At 72.9% G+C, this 23,842-nt stretch carries 27 protein-coding genes and 1 pseudogene; 14 read left to right on the top strand and 14 right to left on the bottom strand.

Features of this window, described 5'->3' with window-relative positions; all coding sequences use genetic code 11:
* Positions 1-282: 282 nt before the first annotated feature.
* Together VGI02_RS25645 and VGI02_RS25640 are read right to left on the bottom strand one after the other, a co-directional pair.
* Positions 283-1,632, bottom strand: a complete 1,350-nt coding sequence (locus VGI02_RS25645) for a transposase (protein WP_331632281.1) — start codon at positions 1,630-1,632, stop codon at positions 283-285.
* Positions 1,633-1,975: 343 nt separating this feature from the next.
* A complete protein-coding gene (locus tag VGI02_RS25640; protein ID WP_331632279.1) occupies positions 1,976-2,563 on the bottom strand; it encodes a dihydrofolate reductase family protein in 588 nt (195 codons plus the stop codon).
* A gap of 195 nt (positions 2,564-2,758) precedes the next feature.
* Here VGI02_RS25640 and VGI02_RS25635 point away from each other — a divergent pair, with 195 nt between their 5' ends.
* On the top strand, positions 2,759-2,884 hold the full coding sequence (locus VGI02_RS25635) for a hypothetical protein (RefSeq protein ID WP_331632277.1): 126 nt from the start codon (positions 2,759-2,761) through the stop codon (positions 2,882-2,884).
* Positions 2,885-2,901: 17 nt separating this feature from the next.
* Complete coding sequence (locus VGI02_RS25630; protein WP_331632274.1) at positions 2,902-3,528, top strand: polysaccharide deacetylase family protein; 627 nt, start codon at positions 2,902-2,904, stop codon at positions 3,526-3,528.
* Here VGI02_RS25630 and VGI02_RS25625 read toward each other — a convergent pair.
* The gene (locus VGI02_RS25625) at positions 3,518-4,489 is read right to left on the bottom strand and encodes an SDR family NAD(P)-dependent oxidoreductase (RefSeq protein WP_331632272.1); all 972 of its coding nucleotides are present in this window, start codon (positions 4,487-4,489) and stop codon (positions 3,518-3,520) included. The genes VGI02_RS25630 and VGI02_RS25625 overlap by 11 nt on opposite strands.
* An 88-nt stretch (positions 4,490-4,577) precedes the next feature.
* Here VGI02_RS25625 and VGI02_RS25620 point away from each other — a divergent pair, with 88 nt between their 5' ends.
* The gene (locus VGI02_RS25620) at positions 4,578-5,111 is read left to right on the top strand and encodes a TetR/AcrR family transcriptional regulator (protein ID WP_331632270.1); all 534 of its coding nucleotides are present in this window, start codon (positions 4,578-4,580) and stop codon (positions 5,109-5,111) included.
* A 60-nt stretch (positions 5,112-5,171) separates the two neighbouring features.
* Here the strand turns inward: VGI02_RS25620 and VGI02_RS25615 are convergent, their stop codons facing one another.
* Genes VGI02_RS25615 through VGI02_RS25600 form a run of 4 tightly spaced genes read right to left on the bottom strand, consistent with a single transcriptional unit; the run spans position 5,172 to position 8,494 of the window.
* Positions 5,172-5,597, bottom strand: coding sequence for a nitrile hydratase accessory protein (locus tag VGI02_RS25615; protein ID WP_331632268.1), 426 nt, complete (start codon positions 5,595-5,597; stop codon positions 5,172-5,174).
* The gene (gene nthA / locus VGI02_RS25610; RefSeq protein ID WP_331632266.1) at positions 5,594-6,217 is read right to left on the bottom strand and encodes a nitrile hydratase subunit alpha; all 624 of its coding nucleotides are present in this window, start codon (positions 6,215-6,217) and stop codon (positions 5,594-5,596) included. Before nthA ends, VGI02_RS25615 begins: the two co-directional genes overlap by 4 nt.
* Positions 6,214-6,921 carry a nitrile hydratase subunit beta gene (nthB, locus tag VGI02_RS25605; protein ID WP_331632264.1) on the bottom strand — a complete coding sequence of 236 codons (708 nt, stop codon included), beginning with the start codon at positions 6,919-6,921 and terminating at the stop codon, positions 6,214-6,216. The genes nthA and nthB overlap by 4 nt, the downstream gene beginning before the upstream one ends.
* Positions 6,922-6,952: 31 nt before the next feature.
* Positions 6,953-8,494 carry an amidase gene (locus tag VGI02_RS25600; RefSeq protein ID WP_331632262.1) on the bottom strand — a complete coding sequence of 514 codons (1,542 nt, stop codon included), beginning with the start codon at positions 8,492-8,494 and terminating at the stop codon, positions 6,953-6,955.
* A 239-nt stretch (positions 8,495-8,733) separates the two neighbouring features.
* On the opposite strand from VGI02_RS25600, the gene VGI02_RS25595 reads away from it, so the two are divergent.
* Complete coding sequence (locus VGI02_RS25595) at positions 8,734-9,900, top strand: HoxN/HupN/NixA family nickel/cobalt transporter (protein ID WP_331632260.1); 1,167 nt, start codon at positions 8,734-8,736, stop codon at positions 9,898-9,900.
* On the top strand, positions 9,897-10,379 hold the full coding sequence (locus VGI02_RS25590; protein ID WP_331632258.1) for a peroxiredoxin: 483 nt from the start codon (positions 9,897-9,899) through the stop codon (positions 10,377-10,379). The genes VGI02_RS25595 and VGI02_RS25590 overlap by 4 nt, the downstream gene beginning before the upstream one ends.
* A 21-nt stretch (positions 10,380-10,400) precedes the next feature.
* Here the strand turns inward: VGI02_RS25590 and VGI02_RS25585 are convergent, their stop codons facing one another.
* Entirely contained in the window at positions 10,401-11,843 is a 1,443-nt protein-coding gene (locus tag VGI02_RS25585) for an ABC transporter substrate-binding protein (protein ID WP_331632256.1), read from the bottom strand.
* A gap of 17 nt (positions 11,844-11,860) precedes the next feature.
* A complete protein-coding gene (locus tag VGI02_RS25580; protein ID WP_331632254.1) occupies positions 11,861-12,226 on the bottom strand; it encodes an ArsR/SmtB family transcription factor in 366 nt (121 codons plus the stop codon).
* An 82-nt stretch (positions 12,227-12,308) separates the two neighbouring features.
* On the opposite strand from VGI02_RS25580, the gene VGI02_RS25575 reads away from it, so the two are divergent.
* Together VGI02_RS25575 and VGI02_RS25570 are read left to right on the top strand one after the other, a co-directional pair.
* Positions 12,309-12,887 carry a hemerythrin domain-containing protein gene (locus VGI02_RS25575; RefSeq protein ID WP_331632252.1) on the top strand — a complete coding sequence of 193 codons (579 nt, stop codon included), beginning with the start codon at positions 12,309-12,311 and terminating at the stop codon, positions 12,885-12,887.
* Positions 12,884-13,630 carry a family 1 encapsulin nanocompartment shell protein gene (locus tag VGI02_RS25570; RefSeq protein WP_331632250.1) on the top strand — a complete coding sequence of 249 codons (747 nt, stop codon included), beginning with the start codon at positions 12,884-12,886 and terminating at the stop codon, positions 13,628-13,630. The genes VGI02_RS25575 and VGI02_RS25570 overlap by 4 nt, the downstream gene beginning before the upstream one ends.
* 7 nt (positions 13,631-13,637) lie before the next feature.
* On the opposite strand, the gene VGI02_RS25565 is transcribed toward VGI02_RS25570, so the two are convergent.
* A complete protein-coding gene (locus VGI02_RS25565; protein WP_331632248.1) occupies positions 13,638-14,939 on the bottom strand; it encodes a PP2C family protein-serine/threonine phosphatase in 1,302 nt (433 codons plus the stop codon).
* Positions 14,940-15,328: 389 nt separating this feature from the next.
* Between VGI02_RS25565 and VGI02_RS25560 the strand changes: the two genes are divergently transcribed.
* Positions 15,329-16,207 (top strand): endonuclease/exonuclease/phosphatase family protein, encoded by an 879-nt coding sequence (locus VGI02_RS25560; RefSeq protein ID WP_331632245.1) that lies wholly within the window; start codon positions 15,329-15,331, stop codon positions 16,205-16,207.
* A 145-nt stretch (positions 16,208-16,352) separates the two neighbouring features.
* Positions 16,353-17,069, top strand: a complete 717-nt coding sequence (locus VGI02_RS25555) for an ANTAR domain-containing protein (RefSeq protein WP_331632243.1) — start codon at positions 16,353-16,355, stop codon at positions 17,067-17,069.
* A 6-nt stretch (positions 17,070-17,075) separates the two neighbouring features.
* Here the strand turns inward: VGI02_RS25555 and VGI02_RS25550 are convergent, their stop codons facing one another.
* From VGI02_RS25550 to VGI02_RS25535, 4 genes are all read right to left on the bottom strand, one after another.
* The gene (locus tag VGI02_RS25550; protein WP_331632241.1) at positions 17,076-18,311 is read right to left on the bottom strand and encodes an acyl-CoA dehydrogenase family protein; all 1,236 of its coding nucleotides are present in this window, start codon (positions 18,309-18,311) and stop codon (positions 17,076-17,078) included.
* A 121-nt stretch (positions 18,312-18,432) separates the two neighbouring features.
* Positions 18,433-19,359: a helix-turn-helix domain-containing protein gene (locus VGI02_RS25545; RefSeq protein ID WP_331632239.1), complete on the bottom strand. Its 927-nt coding sequence runs from the start codon at positions 19,357-19,359 to the stop codon at positions 18,433-18,435.
* Positions 19,360-19,483: 124 nt separating this feature from the next.
* A complete protein-coding gene (locus VGI02_RS25540; RefSeq protein WP_331632237.1) occupies positions 19,484-19,639 on the bottom strand; it encodes a DUF6131 family protein in 156 nt (51 codons plus the stop codon).
* A 437-nt stretch (positions 19,640-20,076) separates the two neighbouring features.
* Positions 20,077-20,991 (bottom strand): helix-turn-helix domain-containing protein, encoded by a 915-nt coding sequence (locus VGI02_RS25535; protein WP_331632235.1) that lies wholly within the window; start codon positions 20,989-20,991, stop codon positions 20,077-20,079.
* 175 nt (positions 20,992-21,166) lie between these two features.
* On the opposite strand from VGI02_RS25535, the gene VGI02_RS25530 reads away from it, so the two are divergent.
* From VGI02_RS25530 to VGI02_RS29190, 5 genes and pseudogenes are all read left to right on the top strand, one after another.
* Positions 21,167-21,436, top strand: coding sequence for a hypothetical protein (locus tag VGI02_RS25530; RefSeq protein WP_331632233.1), 270 nt, complete (start codon positions 21,167-21,169; stop codon positions 21,434-21,436).
* A 168-nt stretch (positions 21,437-21,604) separates the two neighbouring features.
* Positions 21,605-21,961, top strand: a complete 357-nt coding sequence (locus VGI02_RS25525; RefSeq protein WP_331632231.1) for a hypothetical protein — start codon at positions 21,605-21,607, stop codon at positions 21,959-21,961.
* A 210-nt stretch (positions 21,962-22,171) separates the two neighbouring features.
* A complete protein-coding gene (locus VGI02_RS25520; RefSeq protein ID WP_331632229.1) occupies positions 22,172-23,209 on the top strand; it encodes an alpha/beta fold hydrolase in 1,038 nt (345 codons plus the stop codon).
* A 90-nt stretch (positions 23,210-23,299) separates the two neighbouring features.
* Positions 23,300-23,746 (top strand): annotated as a pseudogene (locus VGI02_RS25515) (KUP/HAK/KT family potassium transporter); the annotation flags it as partial.
* Positions 23,747-23,778: 32 nt separating this feature from the next.
* Positions 23,779-23,842, top strand: a 64-nt coding sequence (locus VGI02_RS29190; RefSeq protein WP_331632283.1) for a KUP/HAK/KT family potassium transporter, incomplete at its 3' end; no start/stop codon positions are given.

Raw genomic sequence — 23,842 nt, 5'->3', positions numbered from 1 at the left:
CCTGAGCAACCTATGAGGGCGAAGTCAAGGTGGGGTGTTTCGGGCGGTGGGCGTGCGGCATCGCCCCGCCTGCGTGAGCGGGTTGATGTTGTGGGTGGCGGTGATCGACGTCGTGGTGGCGGGTGCTGCCGCCCACTCTGCGTGCTCGACCTAGCGGGCAACCGGGTTCGGCCCAACAGCCCTCATGCGAGCTCGGGTGCAGGGTGGGCGGGGCGCCCCTGCTCAGGTGCGGGTTCTACCCAAGGGCGAGTGGGGTTCGCCCCGCCCGATGTCATCGTCGCCTCATGCGGCCATCGGCGCCACCAGCGGGTTCGTGGACAGCTGGGGGGCGTGTCCGGAGGCGATGTCGGGGTCCCAGGCGACCCGTCGGGTGATCACGATGAACAGTTGGCGCAGCAGTGCGGCGGCGATCGCGGCGCGGGCCTGGCCGTCGCGCAGCGGGTGGTGGCTGCGGCCGGTGAGGTGTTCGTAGCGGGCCCGATAGACCCGGTTGTGGCGCAGCGCGCCCCAGACCGCACGCCAGGCCGCGGTGCGCAGCGCGGGCCGTCCGCGCCGGGAGATGGTGGTGGTGCCGGCGAAGGTCCCGGACTCGTTGTCGCGTGGGCAGAGCCCGGCGTGCTTGACCCAGGTGCGGGCGCTGTCGTAGCGGGCGGGGTCGCCGGTCTGGGCCAGGATCGCTGCGACCCCGACCGGGGAAACTCCGGGGATCGAGGCGGCGAGCTCGGTCAGTTCCAGGGCGTCGAGGCAGGTCAGCATCCGGGTCTCGACGCGCTCGATCTCGCCGAGGGCGCGCTGCCAGTCGTCCACCATGAACCCGGCTCGCTCGCAGGCGGCGGCGCGTTCGGCGGGAATGCCCCCCGGGTCGGCGGCGGCGGCGTGGATCGCGCGCAGGACGCGGTGATTGCGCCGGGTGCCGCCCCACCGGCCCAACTCGGCGGCGACCGCGTCGGCGAAGGCCTCGTAGCTCATCCCGGCGATCACGCCCGGGTCGGTCGATACGCTCATCGCCGCTCGCCAGCTCAGCGCCTCCATCGGCTCGACCGCGGCGCGCAGCACCGCCGGCCAGGCGCATTCGAGCAGGTCACGCACGCACTGGCGGGCCGCGGTGGCGGTGACGAGCTGGTCGTCGCGGCGAGCGGCGAGATGGCGCAGCCGAGACCAGTGCCCCTCGAGCTGATAGGGCACATAACAGCGCAGCTCGGCGATCCGTTTGGCGATGATCGTGGCGTCCTTGAAGTCCGAGCGGTCGCGGGTGAAGTCCTCTTCCTCGCGGCCGCGGTTGACCAGCATCGGGTTGACGCAGACCAGCTCGATGCCGCGGGCCCGGGCCCGATCCAGCAGCGGCTTCCAGCGATGCCCGGTCGGCTCGCAGCCCAGCACGATTCCGGCGAAGCCGGCCTGGGCCGCGATCGGAGTCGCCCACTCGAGGATGTCCTCGATGATCCAGGCATCCCCGGTGAACATCCTTCGGGCCAGGACCCGAGAGTCGTGATCACACAGCGCCGCCGCCTGCTTGCCCGAGGCCAGATCGACCCCCAGCACCGCGAAGTCCCGGCGCACGATCGACCGCAACCGACCCAACCGCTCGTTGCGCCGACGGTCACCACGAGTGAGCTTCCCGCCTCCAGACACCGCTGCCTCCCGATAGTGATGGCCCGACCCGAACCCGAACCAACACCAAGGAGCACCCCGATGACCGAGCCCAGATCAACCGCTACCGGCACTTACTAGAGGTCTGCCCGGGGCAGAGGGGAACGATGCTCGGCGAGGTCGCCAACGCCCCGAACCCGACGTTCACCGGGATGCCGGCGTTCGATCAGCTCTCCGAGATCGGGCTGCGGGCGGAGTCCGACGGCGTCCACCGAATGATGGCGGCGTCGAGGATGGGCGACGCGTTCGGTGGCGGCTTCCGACGAAATCCTCGGCCCGGGAGTTTGTTCGCCGGGCACCGGTGGTCGACGACCCGGCGTCAGTGTCAGCCGCCCACGCGGTAGCGCACGTGCGTCGCGTGCGGCGAGTCGACGACCTCCACCGGCGTGAGGACCGGGTCGCCCACGTCCTCGAGCAGGCGTTCACCGGCGCCGAGCAGCACCGGCACGATGTCGAGCATCAGCTCGTCGAGCAGGCCTGCCCGGAAGCCCTGCCGCACCGCCGACGCCCCGCCGGCGATGTCGACGTCGCCGTCACCCGCGACGGCCCGCGCCTGCTCGTGGGCCGCCACGAACCCGTCGGTGACGAAGTGGAACGTCGTCCCGCCCTTCATCTCGATCGGCTCGTGCGCGTAGTGGGTGAGCACGAAGACCGGGGCGTGGTACGGCGGCTCCTCCCCCCACCAGCCCCGCCAGTCCTCGTCCCACTCGCCGCGGACCGGGCCGAACATGTTGCGGCCCATGATGTAGGCCCCGACCGGGCGCAGCAGGTGGTCGCGCACGGGCTCGCTCGCTTCGTACGCCGGGTCGCCGGGGTGGAAGTGCCAGTCGTGCAGCCGGATGCCGCCGACCCCGAGCGGCTGGTCCCGGCTCTGGTCCAGGCCCGCGACGAAGCCGTCGAGCGAGACGGACATGTGACTGGTCGTGATCCCCACGGCTGCTCCCCGGTCTACTGGTTGCGATCTGCAACTGGTGAGGAACGTAGCGGGTGCCGGTATCGTTCTGCAACCACCGAGTACGGCCCCGGCCGATAGCGTCGGGTCGTGGTGACGGGGGCGAGGGCGGCGCGAACGGTGGCGCGTGCTCCGATCCGGCTGTACGACGCCGGGATGGGCGAGACCTCCGACTGGTACCGCAACGTGGCGGAGGACCCGCACGTGCGCGTCTGGGTGGGTCGGCAGCGCGATGTGCCGGGAACGGTCGTCGAGCTGGACCTGGCCGTGGACGGCCGGTGAGCGGAGCCGTCGCAAGGATGGCGCGCACGGCCGCGACGATCGTCGACGGTGACGTTCTGTTCCGGTGCCGGACCAGCGCTCCGCTCTTCGCCCTGACCTTCGACGACGGACCCAGCGTGCACACCACCCCCGGCCTCCTCGACGCCCTGGCGGAGCACGGCGCCCGCGCGACGTTCTTCGTCCTCGGGAGCAGGGCCGAGCAGGACGAGGACCTCACCCACCGCATCGTGAGCGAGGGTCACGAGCTCGGGAACCACACCTGGGACGACGAGCCCAGTGCCGACCTCGACCCGGCCGACTTCGTCGCGAGGCTCGATGCCGCGCAACGGGTGCTCGCGCGACACGGCGGCACCCGGTGGTTCCGGCCGGGCTCGGGGTGGACCGACCGGACGATGCTGCGCGAGGTCGCGAGCCGCGATCTCCGGTGCGTGCTGGGCAGCGCGGTCGCCGTCCGCGACCACGGCGCCGGCGACGCCGGGACCGGGTCCCGGCTCGCCCGGGCGACCGGGAGGGGCTCCATCCTGGTCCTGCACGAGGGGACCCCCGAGCGGAGGTCGGTCAACGCCACGGTCCGGTCCCTGCTGACCCTGACGGACGCGCGCGGCCTCCGCCCGGTCGGCCTCTCGGAGCTCGTCATCGGGTAGTCGGGAGCAGCCCCTCGGAGACCGTCCACAGCCGGGCCGCGTTCTCCGGGTCCAGCGCGAACGGGGCCACGCCGTGGCGGCCGTCGGACTCCGCGCGTTCCCCGATGACGGGCGCCTCGTGGCAGTCCTCGAAGTATCGGCCGCCGACGCCCTCGAGCAGCGGCGAGACCGCGAGCAGGACCGAGGTGGCCGCGCCCTGCTGGGGCGTCTTCAGCACCTCCGACGCCCCCGCCTCGCGACGTGCCGCCATCAGGGCCTCCAGGTCCACGTACCGCTGCAGGCCGGTCGCGATGCCGCCGGGCATGAGGGCGTTGACGGTGATGCCGTCGTCGGCCCAGCGGCGGGTCGCCTCGACGGCGAAGAGCACGTTGGCGGTCTTGGACTGGCCGTAGGCGAGGAACGGGTCGTACGGCACGAACGAGAACGCGAGGTCGTCGAAGAGCACCGGGCAGCGCAGGTGCGCCGAGGAGGACACCGACACGACGCGGGCCCCGTCGGCAGCCGCGAGCGCGCGGTGCAGGCCGGTGGCCAGCGCGAAGTGCCCGAGGTGGTTCGTCGCGAACTGCATCTCCTGCCCGTCGACCAGCGTCCGCTCGGGCAGCGCCATCACGCCCGCGTTGTCGACGAGCAGGTCCAGCGGCCCGTCCCAGCCCTCGACGAACGCGGCGATCGAGGCCCGATCCGCGAGCTCGAGCGGACGGACGTCGACGCGGGCGTCGGGCGCGCCGGCGCGGATGTCCGCGGCGACCTGCTCGCCGGCCTCGGTGTTGCGCACGGCGAGCGTCACCTGCGCGCCGTGGCCCGCGAGCGTCCGGGCGGTCTCGACGCCGATGCCGGACGAGGCGCCGGTGACGACGGCGCGGCGCCCGGTCAGGTCGATGCCCTCGGCGACCTCGTCGGCGGTCGAGAACTCGCCGAACGGCGTCTCGACGAGGGAGGGCGCGGTGGGGGTCACGGTCATGACATCTCCCGGGGTGAACGAAACGTAGGCTCCCTACGCTTGTGATTAGACCCTACCACCGAACCGTAGGCCGCCTACGCTTGTTCCCGTGCCCCTCCGAGCCGACGCCCGCGCGAACCGCGCCGCCCTTCTCGAGAGCGCCGCGCGCCTGTTCACCGAGCACGGTCCCGACGTGGCCCTCGAGGCGATCGCGCGTGACGCGGGCGTCAGCATCGCGACGCTCTACCGGCACTTCCCGAGCCGGGAGGAGCTCGTCGCCGAGACCTATCGCGCGGAGATCGCCGCGCTCGGCGAGGTCGACCTCGACGAGGGCACCGCGGCCGATGCGCTGCGGCGTTGGCTCGCGCGGTTCGTCGAGTACGCCCGGACGAAGCGGGCGCTGGGGGATCTGGTGCACGCGCTGCCGGAGGGTTCGCACCCGCCGGTGCGCGGGGTCCTCGTCGACGCGCTCGCGCGCATCCTCGCCGCGGGCGCACGCGACGGCAGCCTGCGCGACGACCACGACGCCGAGGACGTGCTCGCCCTGCTCGCGGGCCTCTGGACGCTGCCGAGCGGGCCGCAGTGGCTCGGGCGGGCCGAGCGGCTGGCGGGCTTCGTCGTCCAGGGACTCACCACGGGCTGAGAACGACCCGAGCCCCCGCCCACCTGCAGGTGGACGAGGGCTCGCGGGATCGGGACGAGGTCAGCCGATGGCCGGGTCGATCGCGACCGGCTCGCGGTGCGCCTCGTGGTGGTTGGCGTTCTCCGGCGTGGCCAGGAGGGCCTTCGTGCGGTCGTCGAGGGTGGCCTCGGAGAGCAGGCCGCTGCCGGCGAGCACGGTCTCGAGGGCGGTCAGCCAGTGCTCGTAGTAGCTCCAGGGCTCCTCGCCCTCGTGGCCGCCGTCGGCCTCCCAGCGCCGGATGGACTCGATGAGCGAGAGCTGGAACTCCGACCACTCGTACTGGCCGGCGTGGTACGCCGCCACGGCGACCGGGAACGCCCGCAGCTCCCACGGCTCCCGGAAGGCCTGCTCCTCACCGTCCGGGCCGCCGGGCGTGCCGGCGATCAACGACTCGACCCGCCGGCGGGCGTCGCCGACCTCGGTGCCCTGGTGCGCGGGGGCGCTCACCCGGCCGCCTTCGTCGGGCCGACACCGATCAGGGACTCGCGGGTGACCAGCGCGGCGAGCTGCTCCTCGGTGTAGCCCTCGGTCCCCGCGGGACGCTGGGGGAGCACCCAGTAGCGCAGCTCGGAGCTGGAGTCCCACACCCGGACCTCGGTCGAGTCGGGGACGTCGTAGCCGAACTCCTCGCGGAGCGCCTTGCGCGGCTCGCGGACGATGCGCGCCCGGTAGGCCGGCTGCTTGTACCAGTTCGGGGGCAGCCCGAGCACCGGCCACGGATAGCAGGAGCACAGCGTGCAGACGATGACGTGGTGGACGTCGTCGGTGTCCTCGACCGCGACCATCTCCTCGCCCTGCAGCCCGCCGATGCCGAGCTCGGCGCACGCGGCGGTGGCGTTCTCGAGCAGCCGTGACTTGTACTCGGGGTCGCTCCAGGCCTTCGCCACCGCCTTGGCGCCAAGCTGCGGGCCGACCTCGTACTCGTAGATCTCGGCGACCCGGTCGACGGCCTCGGTCGACATCAGGCCCTTCTCGATCAGGATCGACTCGACCGCCTTGACGCGGGCGGCGACCTCGGCCTGGTGCTCCGGCGTCGCGGCGGCGGCGACGGTGTGGGGCACGGTCATGCGGCACTCTCCTGGCTCGTGGCGGGGACGATGTAGGGCTCCCAGACGTCGAACGTGACGGAGCCGTTCGGCTCGGCCGCCTCGGCGCCCCAGAGCTCCTCGTTGGTGAACTGCACCGTGTAGACGTGCTCCGGGGCCTCGCCCTGGCCGTTCCCGGCCGCGTCGGGGTAGATCATCTCGCCGTGGGCGAGCACGATGACGCCGGTCTTCCCGCGGACGTAGGCGGCCTTGCGCGTGTGGCCGCGGGGGGCGTCGGCGACGACGGAGACCCGGTCGCCCACCGCGAACTTCGCGACCTTGCCGGTGTCGCGGACGGCGGTGGCGCCCGCCGGGATGACGGCCTCGATGAACTCGACGAGGGCCGGGTCCTGCTGGTCGGGCAGCGGGGCGTCGGGGTGCTCGAGGTAGTACTGGTAGCGCTTCTCGATCTCGGCAGGGTCCAGCGCGCCCGCCCGCACGCCGTAGTGCTCGACCGCGTGCAGCCAGTGCTCGTAGTAGGCCGAGGAGAGGTACTCCACCGGATCCATCTGCTCCATGGCGTAGCGGAACTCGTCGAGGCCGAAGTGCCCGGCGCGGAAGCACAGCGGGAACATCGCGTGGGCGTGCTTCTCCCACTCCGCCTTCCACACCGGCTCGACGCCCGGCGGCGGTGGGTCGACGGCGCCGAGGCCGTCCCGCCCGCCGAGATCGTGGATGCCGTTCATGAAACCTCCGGGGTCGCTCGTGCTGGACTGGTCAGACGGCGGCGGTGGCCGAGGCCGGGGCCGGGAAGCCCCCGACGGCCTGCTCGTAGGCGTGGGCGGCACGCAGGACGGTGGCGTCGTCGAACTGGCGGCCGACGAGCATCATCCCGACGGGCAGGCCGTCGGCGAGGGGAGCGGGCACCGAGCACGCGGGGTGGCCGGTGACGTCGAACGGGCTGGTGTTCGCGAGCATCTCCAGCGCGCAGCCGAGGATCTCCGGCGGCCGGGCGTCGGGGCCGGGGCGCTCCGTGGCGCGCATCGGCAGGGTCGGCATGACCAGCACGTCGACCTCGGCCAGCGCGGCGTCGTAGGCCGCGGCGAGCTTGGGGGCGAGGTTGCGGGCCATCGCGTAGTGGCGGCCGTGGGTGGTGTCCAGCCCGTACTTGCCGGCGAGCAGCACCAGGTTGACGGTCTCGGGGAAGCGGCTGCCGTCCTCGGTCCAGCGGCGGCCGTAGTGGTCCATCACCTCGGGGTCGTAGAGCCCCTTCCAGTTCAGCCCGTACCCGTAGGTGTCGATCATCTGCGCGGTGGCGCCCTCGGTGGCGATGACGTCCCAGATGCGCGGCCCGTGCAGGTGCCAGGGCACCGACACCTCGCTGACCGTCATGCCCGCGTCGGCGAGCGCCGAGACCGCGGCGCGCACCGACTCGTCGGTCTCGGGCTCGGACCCCGCGAGCCCGAAGCCCTCGCGCACGACCCCGACGCGCAGGCCCCGGGCGCCGGCCCCGAGCGCGCCGAGGTAGTCCTGGACCTGGAGGTCCGCGGGCTGGCGCGGGTCGTTCCCGTCGCGGCCCGCGATGACCGAGAGCATGAGCGCCGCGTCGGTGACGGTGCGGGTGATCGGCCCGACGTGGTCGATGGTCGCCTCGATGGGGAACGCGCCGGTATAGGGCACCAGGCCCCAGGTCGGCTTGTGGCCCACCAGCCCGCAGTCCGAGGCCGGAATGCGGATGGAGCCGCCCTGGTCCCCACCGGTGGCCATGTCGACCAGGCCGCCCGCGACGAGTGCCCCGCTGCCCCCCGAGGAGCCCCCGGCGTGACGGGTGCGGTCCCAGGGGTTCTCCACGTGCCCGGTGGACGCGGTGATGCCCGCCCCCGAGAAGCAGAGGTCCTCGCAGACGGCCTTGCCGGCGATGGTGGCGCCCGCGTCGAGCAGGCGGCGCACGATGGTCGCGTCGGTACTGGGGACGAACCCCTCGACGGCCATCGAGCCGTTCGTCATCGGTACCCCGGCGACGGCGGTGTTGTCCTTGACCGCCACCGTCCTCCCGGCCAGCGGGCCGGTGCTCGACTCGGTGATCGAGGTCCTCACGTACCAGGCGTTGTACGGGTTGTCGGCGGCCTCGGGACGCGACCAGGGCCGCTCGGGAACGGCGGGGGCGTCGGCTTCGTAGAGCTCGGCGACGACGTCCCAGGAGCCGAGCAGCCCGGCCACCACCGGGGCGTACTCGTCGACCTCGGCGGCGGAGAGACCGAGGCCGTAACCGGCGGCGACGGCGGCCAGGGCGTCATGGTCCGGGGTGGGAAGCGGCATCAGGCGGGCTCCAGGGGCGTGGACGGCGGCCATCCGGCTGTGAACGGGGCCACACTAGGAACTCTCCGCCGCACATGTCAACGATCACCGACACATCAACGTGTTTCGGTCTGATGACTGCGTTGACGTCGTGTTGCGTGTGTCGACGACTATCGACATGTGAAGGCGATCGGGCTTAGGGTCCCGGCCGCCGCGGGCCGTGTCCCGGGGTCACGTCCGCCGGCCCGAGAGGACCACCGTTGACCTCGAGCGCTCTCGCGTCGTCGATGAGCTGGTCGCGCAGCCAACGCCTGCAGCTCTCCGGCATCATCGCCGTGATCGGCCTGCTCCACGTGGTGGGCTGGACGCTCTACCTGTCGCTGACCGCCGGGCCGCTCGGGGCGGGGGCCTTCGCCGGGGCCGGGGTGCTGGCTTACGTGCTCGGCGTCCGCCACGCCTTCGACGCCGACCACATCGCCGCGATCGACGACACCACCCGGCTGATGGTCCAGCGCGGCCGCCGGCCGGTGGGCGTGGGCTTCTTCTTCGCGATGGGCCACTCGTCGGTGGTGGTGATCCTCGGACTGGTCGTCGCGACGGCCGCGGGGCTGGCGAGCTCGAGCGGCGTGGACACCTTCCGTGAGGTCGGCGGCACCGTGTCGACCGTCGTGGCGATGGTGTTCCTGGGCCTGGTCGCGGTGCTCAACGCGATGGTGCTCACCGGCATCGTCGGCTCCTGGCGCCGGCTGCGCCGGGGGACCCTCGACGAGGCCGAGCTGGAGCGCCAGCTGCTCAACCGCGGCCTGGTCAACCGGATCCTGGGCGGGCGCGCCCGGACGCTGATCCGCCACTCCTGGCACATGTACCCGCTGGGTCTGCTGTTCGGGCTCGGGCTGGAGACCGCCTCGGAGGTCACGCTGCTGACCCTGTCGGCCTCCACCGCCTCCGGCGCGGGCGGGAGCGCGGGCGGGGCCCCGCTGCTGGCCGCCCTGACGCTGCCGCTGCTGTTCGCCGCGGGGATGAGTGCCTTCGACACCGCCGACGGGCTGCTGATGTCGATCGCGTACTCCTGGTCGAACCGCAGTCCCGCGCGGCGGCTCTTCTACAACATCGCGACGACGGCCGCGACGGTGACCGTGGCCGGGTTCATCGCCGCGGTGTACCTGGCCGGGGTGCTGTCCGACGATCTCGGGGTGACCGCGCTGGCCGGGTTCGCCTCGATCGCGGACGACTTCGAGCTGCTCGGTTACGTCATCGTCGGGTTCTTCGTCCTGGTCTGGGGCGGTGCGGCTCTGCTCTGGCGGCTGGGCGGGTTCGAGCGCCGCCACGGGGCCGCCGCGCCCCCGGCGCCGGTCGGCGCCCTCGACATCCCGCGCGCCGCGGCGTTTGCTGAACACCTCGACGTCTCCCGGAAGGATGTGCCGTGACGATCTCCGTCGGCGAGAAGATCCCTGATGTGCCGCTCAAGGCGGTGACCGCGGGTGAGGTGACCGACGTCCGCACCGGTGACGTGCTCGGCAGCGGGAAGGTCGTGCTCTTCGGGGTGCCCGCCGCGTTCAGCCCCACCTGCAGCGACGCCCACCTGCCCGGGTTCGTGATGCACGCCGCGGAGCTGACCGGGAAGGGCGTGGCGAAGGTCGTCTGCGTCTCGGTCAACGACTTCTTCGTGATGAAGGCCTGGGCCGAGGCGCAGCACGCCGGCGACATCGTGATGCTCGCCGACTCCGCGGCCGCGTTCACCACGGCGATGGGGCTGGACCTCGACACCGGGGACTTCGGGCTCGGAGTGCGGTCCCAGCGCTACAGCGCGGTGATCGAGGACGGCGTCGTGACGTCGGTCGAGGTCGAGGCCGGGCTGGGCGACCACGACATGTCCTCGGCCGAGCGGGTGCTCACCAAGCTCTGAGTCCCGGCCTGCGGACACTCCTCAGCGCGGGCGCCCGACCTCGCTGAGGATCCGCAGGGTGGACCCGTGGGCCTGCGCCACGTACAGCCGCGGTCGCAGCAGGTCGCGGCGCCCGATCGCATCGGGGGCCCGCGCGGCCCGCTGCGCCCGCAGCGCGCGGCCGTGGGCCGCCGCGGGTCCGTCGGGGTCGAGGTGGACCACGCGCGCGTACTGGTGGATCGACTCGTAGACGATCTCCGAGAGCGCCGTGACCGCCGGTGCCCACACCCCGTAGGCCGCGCGGTAGCGCCGCAGCAGGTCGGCGTTGCCCGCGACCGGGACGTCCTGGAAGTACCCCAGCGCGGTCTGCAGTCCCTCGCCCGCGCGCGGACCGATGTGGGCGAGCGTCGCCTCCTCGAGGGCGAGCGACACGGTGCGCGTGGACGCCCGGAGGCCCGCCGCGTGGCTCTGGCGCTCGAACGCCACCTCGTCCGCGCCGACCAGGCTGGACAGGATCAGGTCGGCTCCGGAGCGCTCGATGTGCGCGACGGTGTCGGAGAAGTCGCTGGTGCCCAGCGGGCGGAGGTCCTCACCGGCCACCTCGCCCCCGGCGCGGGCGATCGCACGCTGCGCGGCGGCGTGGGCGCCGTAGGACCACACGTAGCTCTGGCCGACCAGGAACCACCGCCGTGCGCCCGCGGCCGCCATCGCCGGCGCGACGAGCGCGTCGAGCTGGGCGTTCGGCCGCTCGCCGAAGCGGACCGCGGTGGGCGAGAGACCGCCGCCCTCGTTGAGCACGGTGTGCACCACGAGCACGTCCCACCCGGCCACGGCCCGCCGCACCGCCTCGAAGCTCGCCGAGGTGCTGTTGACGAAGATCGCGCGGCATCCCAGCCGGGCCATCCGTTCGGCCTCGAACGCGGCCTGCTCGGCGTCGGTGGCGTCGTCCGCGGTGACCAGGTGCACGGCCGACCCGCGGATGCCGCCGTCGGCGTTGACCTCGTCCACGGCGAGCTCGGCCATCAGCTCCGCCGACATCGAGTACACCGCGCCGGAGCCCGAGGCGTTCGTGATCGCCCCCAGCCGGACGGCGCCGTCGTCCGGTGGCTCCGGCAGCGGGATCCCGCGCCGGTGCAGGAGCCACTCCACGCCCTCGCCGGGGACGTGGGCCCGGACCTGGAGCCGGGTCTCCCGCGGGCCGCCCGGGGTGAACCGCAGGCTGAGCCGTCCCCGCCACGGCTGGGTGTGCTCGATGTCGATCACGGCGCCCGGGACGACCCGCGCCAACGTCCCCAGCACGTCGACGGCGTGACCGCCGAGCCCGTCGAGGGGCAGCCGCAGGCTCACCACCGCGCCGGGCCGGACCTCGTCGCAGTGGGCGTCGAACAACCAGCCCGCGCCCTGCGCCGTGCCGAACAGGGCGAACACCTCGTGGGGTGCGAGGCTCACCGTGCGCTCGGCCGCGATGGTGACGGTGTCCATCATGCGCGCCGCCGCAGCGCCTACCCGGCGGCCTGCCGCCGAGCAGGCCCCGACGGGTCCCCGTCCTCCTCGGAGGCGGACCCGGTGGTGTGCTCGACCGCCTCGACGCCCTGGCGCAGGATCGACTGCAGGAACACGAACGCGTCCCGCACCGCCCCGTCGACGTCGAGGGAGTAGAAGCGGTTCCGGCCGTCGCGACGTTCGTGGACCAGTCCCGAGGTGCGCAGCACCCGCAGATGGCTCGACACCGTGGTGCGCCCCACGACGTCGATGCGCCCGGAGATCTCGCCGACGCTGAGCTCGCCGTGCTCACCGAGCACGGCCAGGATTCGCCGGCGGACACGGTCGGACAGAGCGTCGAACGCCAGGTTCTCGTTCGGCTCCACGGCGCCACGGTAACACTCGTCGATGTATAGCCACATGTCGGCGATCCGTTCGGGCGGGCGAGATCCCACTAGGCTGGCCGCTGTGCCCGACATCACGACGCTGATCATGGAGGACCACGCGTGGTTCCGGCGGCAGTTCGCGGCCCTCGACGACCTGCAGGCCCGTCCCTCGTCGGATCCGCGCGAGCTGTCGGCGATCTGGGCCCCGCTGGCGGCCCGGCTCGACGTCCACGCCCTCGCCGAGGAGAAGATCTTCTACCCGCAGCTGCTCGAGCACGGTGAGAATCCCGAGGACGAGACGCTCGACGCGATCGGCGACCACAACCAGATCCGCGACGGCGTCGCCACCGCCGAGCGGAACCCGGTCGGCAGCCGCGGGTGGTGGGACGGCGTCTGGGCCGCCCGCCGCGCGAACGACGAGCACATGGGCGAGGAGGAGAACGAGGGCCTCGCCGACTTCCGCCAGCACGCCACCACCGGGCTGCGCGACGCTCTGGGCGTCCGGTTCCAGGAGTTCCTGGACGCCCACCCCACCCCCGCCGGTCTCGACAACCGCGACAAGGACCCCGCGGCCTACGTCGCCTCCGTCGAGAGCGAGCTCGACTCCCCGGCCCCGACCCGTGACGGTCTCGGGATCGGCAGCCTGAAGGGACAGCCGTGACGGTCCACGACCACCTCCTGCGCGACAAGGCGCCCATCCCGACGACCGCCTGGGCCGCCGTCGACGACGAGGCCCGTGAGCGGCTCACCCCGCTGCTCACCGCCCGCCGCCTCGCGGACTGGACCGGCACGGCCGGCTGGGCGACGTCGTCGGTCGACCTGGGCCGGTCGCGGCGCCTCGACGGTCCACCCCCGGGGGCGCCGGCGGGCAGCGCCGTCTCCCGGCTGCGCCGGGTCCAGCCGCTCAGCGAGTTCCGGGTCCCGTTCACGGTCTCCCGCGCCGAGATCGAGAACCGGGCGATCTTCCACGGCTGGCCGGATGCGGGCATCACCGGGATCACCGCGATCTCGCCCTACGACCCGGTCGCCCTCGGCGACGACCCCGACCGGTACCCGGCCGCCGTCGCGCGTGCCGTCGACCGGTTGCGCTGCGAGGGCATCGAAGGGCCCTACGCGCTCGCCATCGCCCCCGCGGGCTACACGCGCATCGTCGAGACCACCGAGCACGGCGGCTATCCGCTCTTCGAGCACCTCAGGCGCATCCTCGGTGGCCAGGTGCACCGCGCGCCCGGGCTCGACGACACCCTGGTGATCAGCCAGCGCGGCGGCGACTTCCTGCTCGACGTCGGGCAGGACCTCGCGATCGGTTACTCCGACCACGACGTCGAGGCGGTGCACCTCTACCTCGAGGAGTCGTTCACCTTCCGCACCGTCGAGCCGGACGCCGCCGTCGTGCTCCGCTAGCCCCGGGTCAGGACGGCCGGCCCTCCGGTGGGTCGGCGGGTTCGACGTGCAGGACGACGACGGCGGCGTCGTCGTCGTTGGTGGCGCGGGTGTGACGACGGGCGGCGCCGACGAGAGTGTCGGCGATGCCGTCGGCATCGAGCGGGTCGTGCCCCGGGGTGCCGAGGGCGCGGGCGACGCCCCACTCGTCGAACTGGACGCCGCCGGGATCGCGCGCCTCGGTGATGCCGTCGGTGTAGACGACCAGGGCGTCGCCGGGGCGCAGCTCCACGGTGTCGGTCGCGGTGAGGTGCTCGACGGTCAGGCCCAGGACGCGGCCGCCGCCGGGACGCTGCTCGACGGTGCCGTCGGCACGGCGCACGAACGCCGGCGGGTGCCCGGCCGTCGCGATCCGGACGGTCCAGCCGTCCCCGGCGCGGGTGAAGGTGGCGAAGAGCGCCGTCACGAAGCTGTGGCCGGCGCCGAACCACGACAGCAGGACCTCGTTGACCGTGTCGAGCACCGCGGTCGGGTCGGGCTCGGAGTGTGCCGCCGTGCGGACCGCGGAACGCGCCATCGCCGTCGTGCGGGCGGCGGCGGCGCCCTTGCCGCAGACGTCGCCGATCACCACCCCGAACCCGCCCCCGGGAAGCGGGACCACGTCGTAGAAGTCCCCCAGCACGTCCACCCCGGTACCGCCGGGGGAGAAGCGGGTCGCGATCGTCATGCCGGGGATGCTCGGCGCGTGGGCGGGCAGCAGCGACTGCTGCAGGGTCTCCGCGAGCTCGGCGGTCTCCTCGGCGTAGTGCTGCAGGTGCTGGGCAGCCAGGCGCAGCCCGATCCCGTCGTTCGCCGCCGCGGCGAGCGTCCGCATCGCGCTGAGATCGCCCACGGACCACTCCCGCACGCGGGTGTCCATCGCGCACATGTTGCCCAGCACGAAGCCGTCGGGGTCGAGGACGGGCACGCCGAGCCAGGCCCGGGCCCCGAACGCCTTGATCTGGACCAGGTCGCGCAGTCGGGGGTCGGCGGCGGTGTCGGCCGAGACGACCTCCTCCCCGCTGTCGACCACCAGCTGGCACGCGGCCTCGCGGGCGGGCGCCTCGAAGGTGCCGTCCGGTCCGCACAGCGCGGCCGAGTTCGGGGCGCCCTTGAGGAAGGACCGGACCTCGTCGACCACGGTCAGATAGGTCATCGGCGCGTCGAGGATCGTCGCGGCCAGCGCGCACAGCCGGTCGAACGACTCTTCCGGACCGGTCTCCAGCATGCGCGTGGCGCGTACCGCCGCCGCGCGGGAAGCGGTCTCGACGCCGGTGCGCCCTACGGTCACGACTCCTCCTGCACCGACGGTTCGACACCACACTATCGGCGCGATCGGGAGGAACGCTCCGCCCGCGGGCGTGGTGACCGCCCGCAGCAGACCGGACGCGGCCGGTGAGATCGTGATGAACCGGTGGCCGCCCGGGAGCCGAATCGCAGGTGGGTCGGCCCCGGCCGCCGCACCTGGTGGGGGGTACCGGGCGGCGGTCGGGGCCGACCCGTCTCAAGGTGCCGCACGTCGCCGGGGAAGTCACCGGCCGACGTCCAGGTTCTTGGGGCGTCGTGCGGTCAGTGGTCCGTCCTGTCAACGGACCATGCAGTACGTCATTCGTACGTCGACGGTTGCGACGACGATGTTCGCGTCGCCGCGCTGAGCGCACGCGGCCGTACGCTGCGCCGGTGCCGCATCCGGTGTGTCGGCGCCGCGCTCCCGGGGCGGTGGCGCTCGTCGTCGCCACCGTGCTGGGCCTCGGTGCCGGTTGCGCCCCGTCCCCACCGCCACCGGTCGCGGCCTCGCCGACCGACCTGCGGGTCATGACGTGGAACGTGCTGACCGCGCGCCACGACCCGCCGGAGTGGGCCGCGACGATCGCCGCGTCGCGCCCGGCGGTCGTGGGCCTCCAGGAGATCTGCGCCGGGGAGGCCGTCGCCCTGGCGCAGGAGCTGCGCCGGGATCACGGGCTGCCCTACGTCGCGGTGCCCGGACCGGTCCGGCCGACCCCCGCCGAGGACGCGGAACCGGTCAACGCGGAGCTGCGGAGCCCCTGCCACGACGGCGCCGTCGTGTCGTACGGGCTGGCCGTGCTCACCGTGCTGCCGGTGACCACGGCGACGACGGCTCTGTACGCGCCCGACCACCGCGACGAGCAGCGCGGATACCAGCGACTGACCCTGCGCGGCCCGGACGGAGCACCCCTCACGCTCTACAACACCCACATCGGGCTCGCCGGCGTCCAGGCCGGGCAGATCCGGGACCTCGCGGGCCGGGCGGGCGCGGAGTCCGGACCGACCGTCGTCGTCGGCGACCTCAACGAGCCCCAGGGCCAGGATCCGGCGGCGATGGCCCCGCTGCGCGACGGTTTCGCCGAGGTCGATCCCGACGGCAGGTTCCCCACCTCCGGGAACGATCCGGAGGCCCCGGACGCCCCGGCCCAGGAGAAGATCGACTACGTCTTCTTCCGGGGGCTGTTCTCCGCCGGGCCCCCGACGGTGCCGTGGGTGCCCGGATCGGACCATCGTCCCGTGATCGGGACGCTCCGGCCGCCTCCCCCGGGCTGACCACCCGGGTCGACAGAACGTCGTGGGGCGGGCACAGTCCCCCGCGACGGCCCAGCCCACGCCGCCTCCTGCGCTCGAACCGGCACCGAGCACCTTCGGTGAACCAGTCCGGCGACGAGCGTCCGAGTCGGCGTAGGGATCCACCGTGGGCCTCCTGCCCAGAGAACAACGCCTGGTCGAGGCCATCGTCGACGTCGCGGGCAGCGTCGAGTCCCGGCTCGACGTCCCCGAACTGCTGTACACCCTGGCCGCGACCAGCGTCGACCTCCTCGACGTCGAGACCGCCGCCGTGCAGCTCGTCGACGACCGGGGCGCGCTCGACACCGTGGCGATCTGCGGGCGGAACGGCCGCTCCAGCGGGCTGTTCGGTGACGACGTCGACGACGGCCCGGGCGTGGCGAGCTACCGGCAGGCGGAGGTCGTGTCCTCGTCCGACGTCACGCTCGACGGGGACCGGTGGCCCGCCTTCACGGCCCAGGCCCTACGCCTGGGCTTCCGCTCGGTGCACGGCATCCCGATGCGCTGCCGCGACCAGGTCGTCGGGGCGCTGACCCTGGCCCGGACCCGCGTCACGCCCCCGGCCGAGGCCGACCTCGCCATCGCCCAGTGCCTGGCCACCGTGGCGACCCTGACGATCGTCCACGACCGCGCCCAGCACACGCACGCGCTGGTCCGCAAGCAGCTCGAGGAGGCCCTGGAGAGCCGCATCATCATCGAGCAGGCCAAGGGCTACCTCGCCCGCAGCCACGACGAGACACCCGACCTGGCGTTCACCAGGCTGCGGGCCCACGCGCGCAGCCGCGGTCGGCGCCTGGCGGCCGTGGCCGAGGACGTCATGACCCGGGGCCTCGAACTCGCCTGAAGGAGCTCAGCTCATCCCGGAGGCGGCCAGGGGGTCGTAGCCGGGGGAGAGGAAGAGGCTCTGGAGCTGGCGGCGCCGGACCCCGATGTTGCTGCCTTCGATGATCGGGTAGGCGAGGGCCTCGTTGAGGAAACCGACGAGGGGGAAGTCCCGGTCGTAGGCCGTGACGCCCACGACCTGGACCAGCTTGTTGATCACCTCGACCGCGGACTCCGAGCCGAGGACCTTGGCGTGCAGGGCCAGCTCCAGCGCGGACGGGTGCTGCGCCATGACGGCGTCCAGTGCGCGCCAGGCGAGCAGGCGGACGGCCTCGATCCGGCCCTTGGCGTCGGCGAGGGCGTCGGAGACCGCCTGGTGGGAGAGGATCGGGCCGGCGCCCCCGCGGGTCTCGGTCCGGGCGAAGCGGTAGGCGACGTCGAAGGCCTCGCGCATCGCGGCGACCGCGAAGACGCCGATCGAGGCGCCGCTGGGCAGGAAGGCGTTGCGGGTCAGCGCGGCGCCCTGTCCCTCCGCGCCGAGCAGGTTCGCCTTCGGGACGCGGACCTCGTGGAGCCTGACCCGCGAGGTCAGGCAGCCGCGCAGCCCCGGCAGGTCGTAGTGCTCCTCGACCTCGAGGTGCCCGGCGAGCTGCTCGCGCTCGGCCACGAGGAGCGAGACACCGCCGGGCGCGCGGCAGACGATGGTCATGAGGTCCGGTCCGTCGCCGTCCCAGCCCGACAGGTGCGACGCCCACGCCTTCGTGCCCTGGACGACGTAGTCCTCGCCGTCGGGGGTGGCGGTCGTGGTGATCCCGGCCGCGGGAGCCTCGGCGTCGAAGTTCGCGCTGCCCGCCGGTTCGCTGAACGCCATGGCGGCGAGGGGCGCCCCCGAGTCGGCGAGGAACGGTGCGACGAAGCGCCGGACCTGCTCGGGCGTGCCTGCCTCGTACACCGGAGTGAGCGCGATGAGGGGCCCGGCGAAGGAGATGGTGAAGTCCGGGCTCCGCGCGGCCCACTCCTCGATGAAGACGGCCGCGTCGACGCCGCCGCCTGCCGCACCTCCGACGGCCGCGGGGATCAGGCCCTTGAGGAAGCCGAGCCCGACCGCCTTCTCGAACACCGGCCGTGCCAGCAGCGCCCGGGTCAGCGGGTCCGGCTCGGCGCGCACGGCGGACGCGAGCCCGCGCAGGTGCTCGTTCGCGAAGCCGCGGGCGGCGGCCTTGAGCTGCTCCTGCTCGGGGCTCAACTGGAACGACACGGTCATGGCTGCTCCTCCGGTGCACGGACTCCCGCGGTCGGGGCGGAGCCACGAGCATCGCCGGGAGGACGACGGCGGTCTCGGCCGGACGTGCACGGTGAGCTGGCAGTTCGTGCAGGCCGTCGGGTCAGGCCATGACCTCGCGCGGCGAGACCCCGAAGTGGCGTCGGAAGGCGCGGCTGAACGACGTCGGGTCGTCGAACCCGTGCGCGGCCGCGACGGCGGTGACCGTCGCCCGGTCGGTCGGATCGGCCAGCCGGGACGCGCACCGTTCCAGTCGCAGGCGGCGCACCGTCGCGGCGAACGACCCGTCGCCGTCGGCGAACAGGGCGTGCAGGGTCCGCGGCGAGATCGCGAACCTCCGGGACACTCCCGGCACGGTCAGGTCCCGGTCGCCGAGGTGGCGCTCCACGTAGGCGAGGACGGCGGCGCGCGTCACGCCCCGCGGATCGCCGGGCTCGACGGCGGCGTACGTGTCACCCGCCGTCGCCGCCGCGACCGCCGCCGCGAAGGACTCGGTGAGGTCGCCCGCCCCGGGCGTCGTCGTCGCGAGGGGCCACAGCGCCGCCATGAGGGCGGTGACCGCGGATCCCGACCCGGTCGGGTCGACCGGCCTGCCGAGCGCGGGACGACGTCCCCGGAGGGCCTCCGTCAGCGTGGCGTGGGGAAGTCGGTAGGAGAGCATCTGCCAGGGCTGGTCGAGGTGGAAGAAGTAGGGCTCGGTGGTGTCGACGACGACGAACTGGCCCCGCTCGACGACGGAGGACTCGCCGCGCACCGTCGTGAGGCACCGACCCGCGAGTTGGAGGTTCACGAAGTAGTAGTCACCGTCGGTGCGGGCGACCTCGCGGGGACCGTGGTCGGTCCGTTGTGGCCGCGAGCTGAGGCGGGCGCGGCTCAGCGCGGCGAGCGGACGGGTCTCGACCCGGGCCGAGAAACCTTCCTCGTCCAGCGTCCGGTGGGGCGTCAGCGGGACGAACGCCTGGCAGATGACCTCGTGCCAGTAACCGAACTGCTCACGGGGCGGAAGCGCGGCGATGTCCCAGACCCCCACCCCGCACCTCCCGTGGCCGCGTCGGACCGTGGGAGCCATTCCAGCGCATCCCGATGACGACGGCGTCACGACGGCGCCGCGGCACTCGGGACCGCCCGCTGCGACGGACGGCCCCGAGCCGGGATCAGAAGTAGGTCTTGCGTCCGACCGGCCGTCCGACCGCGCCCAGCAGCGTGAGGATCAGGCCGACCACCAGGAGGATCCAGCCGATGGTGGCGATGATGCTGGGGACGGGCGCGACGTAACCCAGGACGATGAGAATGATTCCGAGAATGATCACGAGGATGTCTCCGATCGCGGGGAGCGTCTGACGAACTGATCCGGGCCTCGTGGGTGAAGTCCGTTCCAGGTGACGTGTCAACGAGTCCCGGCAGTTCGGCGGTGCTGGCGCGGCACAGATCTGTTCAGAATTGCGCCGGTCGCCTCGACAGCCACGGCGAGTGGCCGAACGGCCCTGGCGTTCTCCCCTGCCGGAGCGGCGATTGTTTCAGTTCGACATCAGAACTCTCGATATGTTCGCCCGCAGTCCTGCGCGGAGCAGGGGCCTCGTCGGCGTCCGGGAGCGAGCCGGACCCCGCCGCCCGGAACCACCGTCGAGCGGGCCGGGGGGAGGCTCGCTCGCCGTTCGGTGGCCCGGGGGCGGGGCGGGGCGGGCCACGAGGGCCGCCGGTCGTGAAACGTACTCGTGATCTCGCTGTGCGGACAAGACCGACGGGGTCAGCCGCGCAGCGTGTCGCTCGGTGGGTGTCCGAAGCGCCCGCGATAGGCAGCGGTGAACCGCCCGAGATGGGTGAAGCCCCACCGGCGGGCGATCGCGGAGACGGTGTCGCCGCGGCCCGGGTCGCCGTCGGCCAGATCGTGGTGTGCGCGCTCCAGCCGGACGGCGCGCAGGTGCGCCAGCGGCGTGGTGTCGCGGTGCTTGCGGAAGCTGTGTTGCAGCCCGCGCGCTCCGATCCCGGCGGCCGCCGCGATGTCGGCGACGTCGATCGCCTCGCCCGCATGGCGCTCGATGTAGTCGATCGCGCGGCGCACGACGGCGGGCTCGGCATCCCCCGGACCCCGGCGGGTCCCGTCCGCGAGCGCGTCCAGCGCGGTGTTGGGGAAGGTGTGGATCACGGTGGTGGCCAGCAGGCGGAAGGCCTCCGCACGGGCGATCGGGCTGGCGGCGATCTCGTCGTCCCCCAGGACGTCGCGCCGGACGTGCTCGGCCGCCGCGTGCCAGTGCCGCTCCCGACCCGCCGACACCGGCCGCGACAGCCAGAAGCGCACGGCTCCCGGGGAGAGGCCGGAGAGTTCGGCCGCGATGCGCGTCGTCGCGTCCAGATCGAGCCGGACCACGTCGTAGTCGACGTCGTCGAGGCACACCTGCAACGGGCGCAGCGGATCGATCAGGACGGTCTCGCCCGCTCCGAAGCGCACCTCCCGCTCATCGGTGTGCACGTCGCACCGGCCGGCCCTCGACCGGGCCACGAACAGCGCGCCGCTCGGCGCCGCGCTCGTGTGGAACGCGACCGACTGCCGCATCCGCTCGACCGAGAACCGGTCGGTGTCGGTGCCGCGCACGCGGAGCCGGAACCGCTCCCGATGGCCGGAGATCCGGAACGTGCTGTCCGAGTAGCGGGAGCGGATCATCTCGTAGGCGACGTCCGGGTCCTCGGTGGCGAACTCCTAGGCCTCCGGCTCCGACACCGCCGTCACGCGACCCCGTCCTTCCTGATGAGTCCCCGAGCTCCCCGATGATGGTCCACGATCGTGTCATCGGCCGGACCCCACCGCCGCCCGACTCCGCAGTCGCTACGCTCTCCGGGTGATCGTTCACGCCGATCGGTCGACGAGCGAGCTGGTCGTCGACGAGGCCGCCGATGCACTCGACGCGTTGCTGCCGGGGCTCAGCGCCGCCGTGATCGATCTGGTGGACGCGATCCACGACCGGGCCGACGACCTCGGCCTGTCCCGCCCCGAGCTGCTGACCCGGGTCGCCGAGCAGCTGACCCGGGTCTGGGTCCGGACGCCGGGGGCGGAGCGCCCGTTGGTGGTGCTCGACGCCGTGCGGTGCGTCGTGAACTCGCGTCCCTGAGCTCGGCCGCCGCGGACGCGCATCGACCGTGATGTCACCCGTTGCGATGAATGGGTGACGGAGGCCGTCACCGCCGGGCCGGGTCGACTGTTTACGACACGTAATCAAGACGGTCGCGCGGTGTGATCATCGCCGGCCGGGCCCCCGTTCAGAAAGGACCCGCCGCTCATGGCGACCCTGCGCAAGGCCGTCCTCGCGACGGCCATGATCTCCACCGGCCTGCTCTCCACCACGGGCATCGCCCTGGCCGGCGACAGCACCGACAGCGGCGACCACGGTGACCACGGCGTCTCGCGTCACCACGACGAGGGCTCCACCACTCAGAAGGGCCTCGTCAACTCCAGCGACTTCGCCCCCAACACCACCGGCGACCTGTGCAACAACGACGTCCCGGTGAACGTGCTGGGCGTCCAGGTTCCGGTCCAGGACAACGCGGGCTCGGTGCCGATCCTGTCCAAGGCCGGTCACGGCAACGCCGCCGCCAACGCCAAGAGCTGCAGCAACGGCATCGACGCCGCCAACTAGGACCGTCCGCTCGCCTCGCCCGGGGGACGGGAGACCCACCCGGGCGGGACCGGTCGGCGGACCCGCGGGCCCGGTCACCAGCTTCCCCCCGATGCCTGGTGACCGGGCCCGACGTGTGCGTCCCCGGCAACGATTGGGCGGCGGACACTTCTCGGGGCCGAGGGGGCGTGGTGTGCTCGTCACCCGCCTGCTCCTCCGGGAGGTTCCGAGATGCCTGCACCGACCGACGCCCAGGACTTCGCCCTGGGCGACGTGACCCTGGCGAGCGGCGCGACCCTGCGCGGCGCCCGGCTGGCGTACCAGACCTACGGCACGCTCAACGCCGACAAGAGCAACGCCATCCTGTACCCGACGTGGTACTCGGGCTGGCACACCGACAACGAGTGGCTGATCGGCACCGACAAGGCGCTGAATCCCGACGAGTGGTTCATCGTCGTGCCGAACATGCTCGGCAACGGCCTGTCGACCTCGCCGTCGAACGCCGCGTCCCCCTACGACCACGCTCGGTTCCCGCTCGTGACCTTCGCCGACCAGGTGGACTGCCAGTACCGGCTGGTCACCGAGCACTTCGGCATCACGACGCTGCCGCTGGTCACCGGGTGGTCGATGGGAGCCGGTCAGACCTACCAGTGGGCGGTCGCCCACCCGGAGATGGTGCAGCGCGCGGTCCCGTTCTGCGGGTCGAGCGTGACCGCGCCGCACAACAAGGTCTTTCTCGAGTCGCTGGCGACGGCGCTGGTGGCCGACGCCGCCTACGCGGACGGCGACTACACGGCCCCGCCGGTCAAGGGTCTGCGCGCCTTCGCCCGGATCTATGCGGGCTGGGGCTTCTCGCAGGCCTTCTACTGGCGCGAGGAGTGGCGCACCCTGGGGTTCACCTCGTTCGACGACTTCCTCTACGGCTTCTGGGAGCAGTTCTTCCGCGACGGACGGGACCCGAACAACCTGCTCGCGATGATCCGCACGTGGCACACCGGGGACGTCGGGAACACGCCCGGCTTCGACGGGGACACCGAGGCGGCGCTGCGCTCGATCCGCTGCCCGCTGCTCGCGATGCCTGCCGAGAAGGACCTCTACTTCCCGCCCGAGGACGAGCAGTGGGCGACGCAGTTCATCCCGGACGGCCAGGTGCGGGTGATCCCCGGGGTGTGGGGCCACTTCGCGGGCGGCGGCAAGAACCCCGAGGACACCGACTTCATCGACGCCGCCATCGCGGAAATGCTCGCGCGGCCGGGGTACGTCGGCTGAGCCCGCGGTTCCGCGGCCGACGCGTCTCCGGCGAGGGCCGCGGCCCTCCCATGATCTCGCCGCGGCCCGTTCCGGAGCAGACTGCGCAGCATGGCCGACGCCGAAGCACCCCCGGGACCGACGCCGGGTGCAGCGACAGGGGACCGTCCGACGCCGCGGGGCCGGTCGGGCGGGGTCGAACATCCGGCGTCCCTGGGTGCCGGCGTCGCCGGCCTGGCGCTGGGGGCGCTGGGCGTGGTGTTCGGGGACATCGGCACCAGCCCGCTCTACACACTCAGGACCGTATTGGATCTCACCGGCGACGGCAGCCCGGCAACGGTGCTCGGGGTCCTGTCCCTGATCGTGTGGACGCTAATCGCGATCACCACCATCAAATACGTCACCATCGCCATGCGGGTCGACAATGACGGCGAAGGCGGCATCCTCGCCTTGATGGCGTTGCTGGGCGTCAAGCGTGAGAGGCGGCCGGCGATCGTTGCGCTCGGCCTGTTCGGGGCGGCTCTCATTTACGGGGATGGAGCCATCACGCCCGCAATTTCCGTGCTCTCGCCTTCGCCGTTCTCGGCGGCGTGTTCCTTTGCGTCACCGGCGCTGAGGCCCTCTACGCCGACATGGGCCATTTCGGCGCCAGGC

The sequence above is a fragment of the Actinomycetospora sp. genome, assembly GCF_036497245.1.
Taxonomy (GTDB): Bacteria; Actinomycetota; Actinomycetes; order Mycobacteriales; family Pseudonocardiaceae; genus Actinomycetospora.
This window is presented reverse-complemented; position numbering and strand designations above follow the sequence as displayed.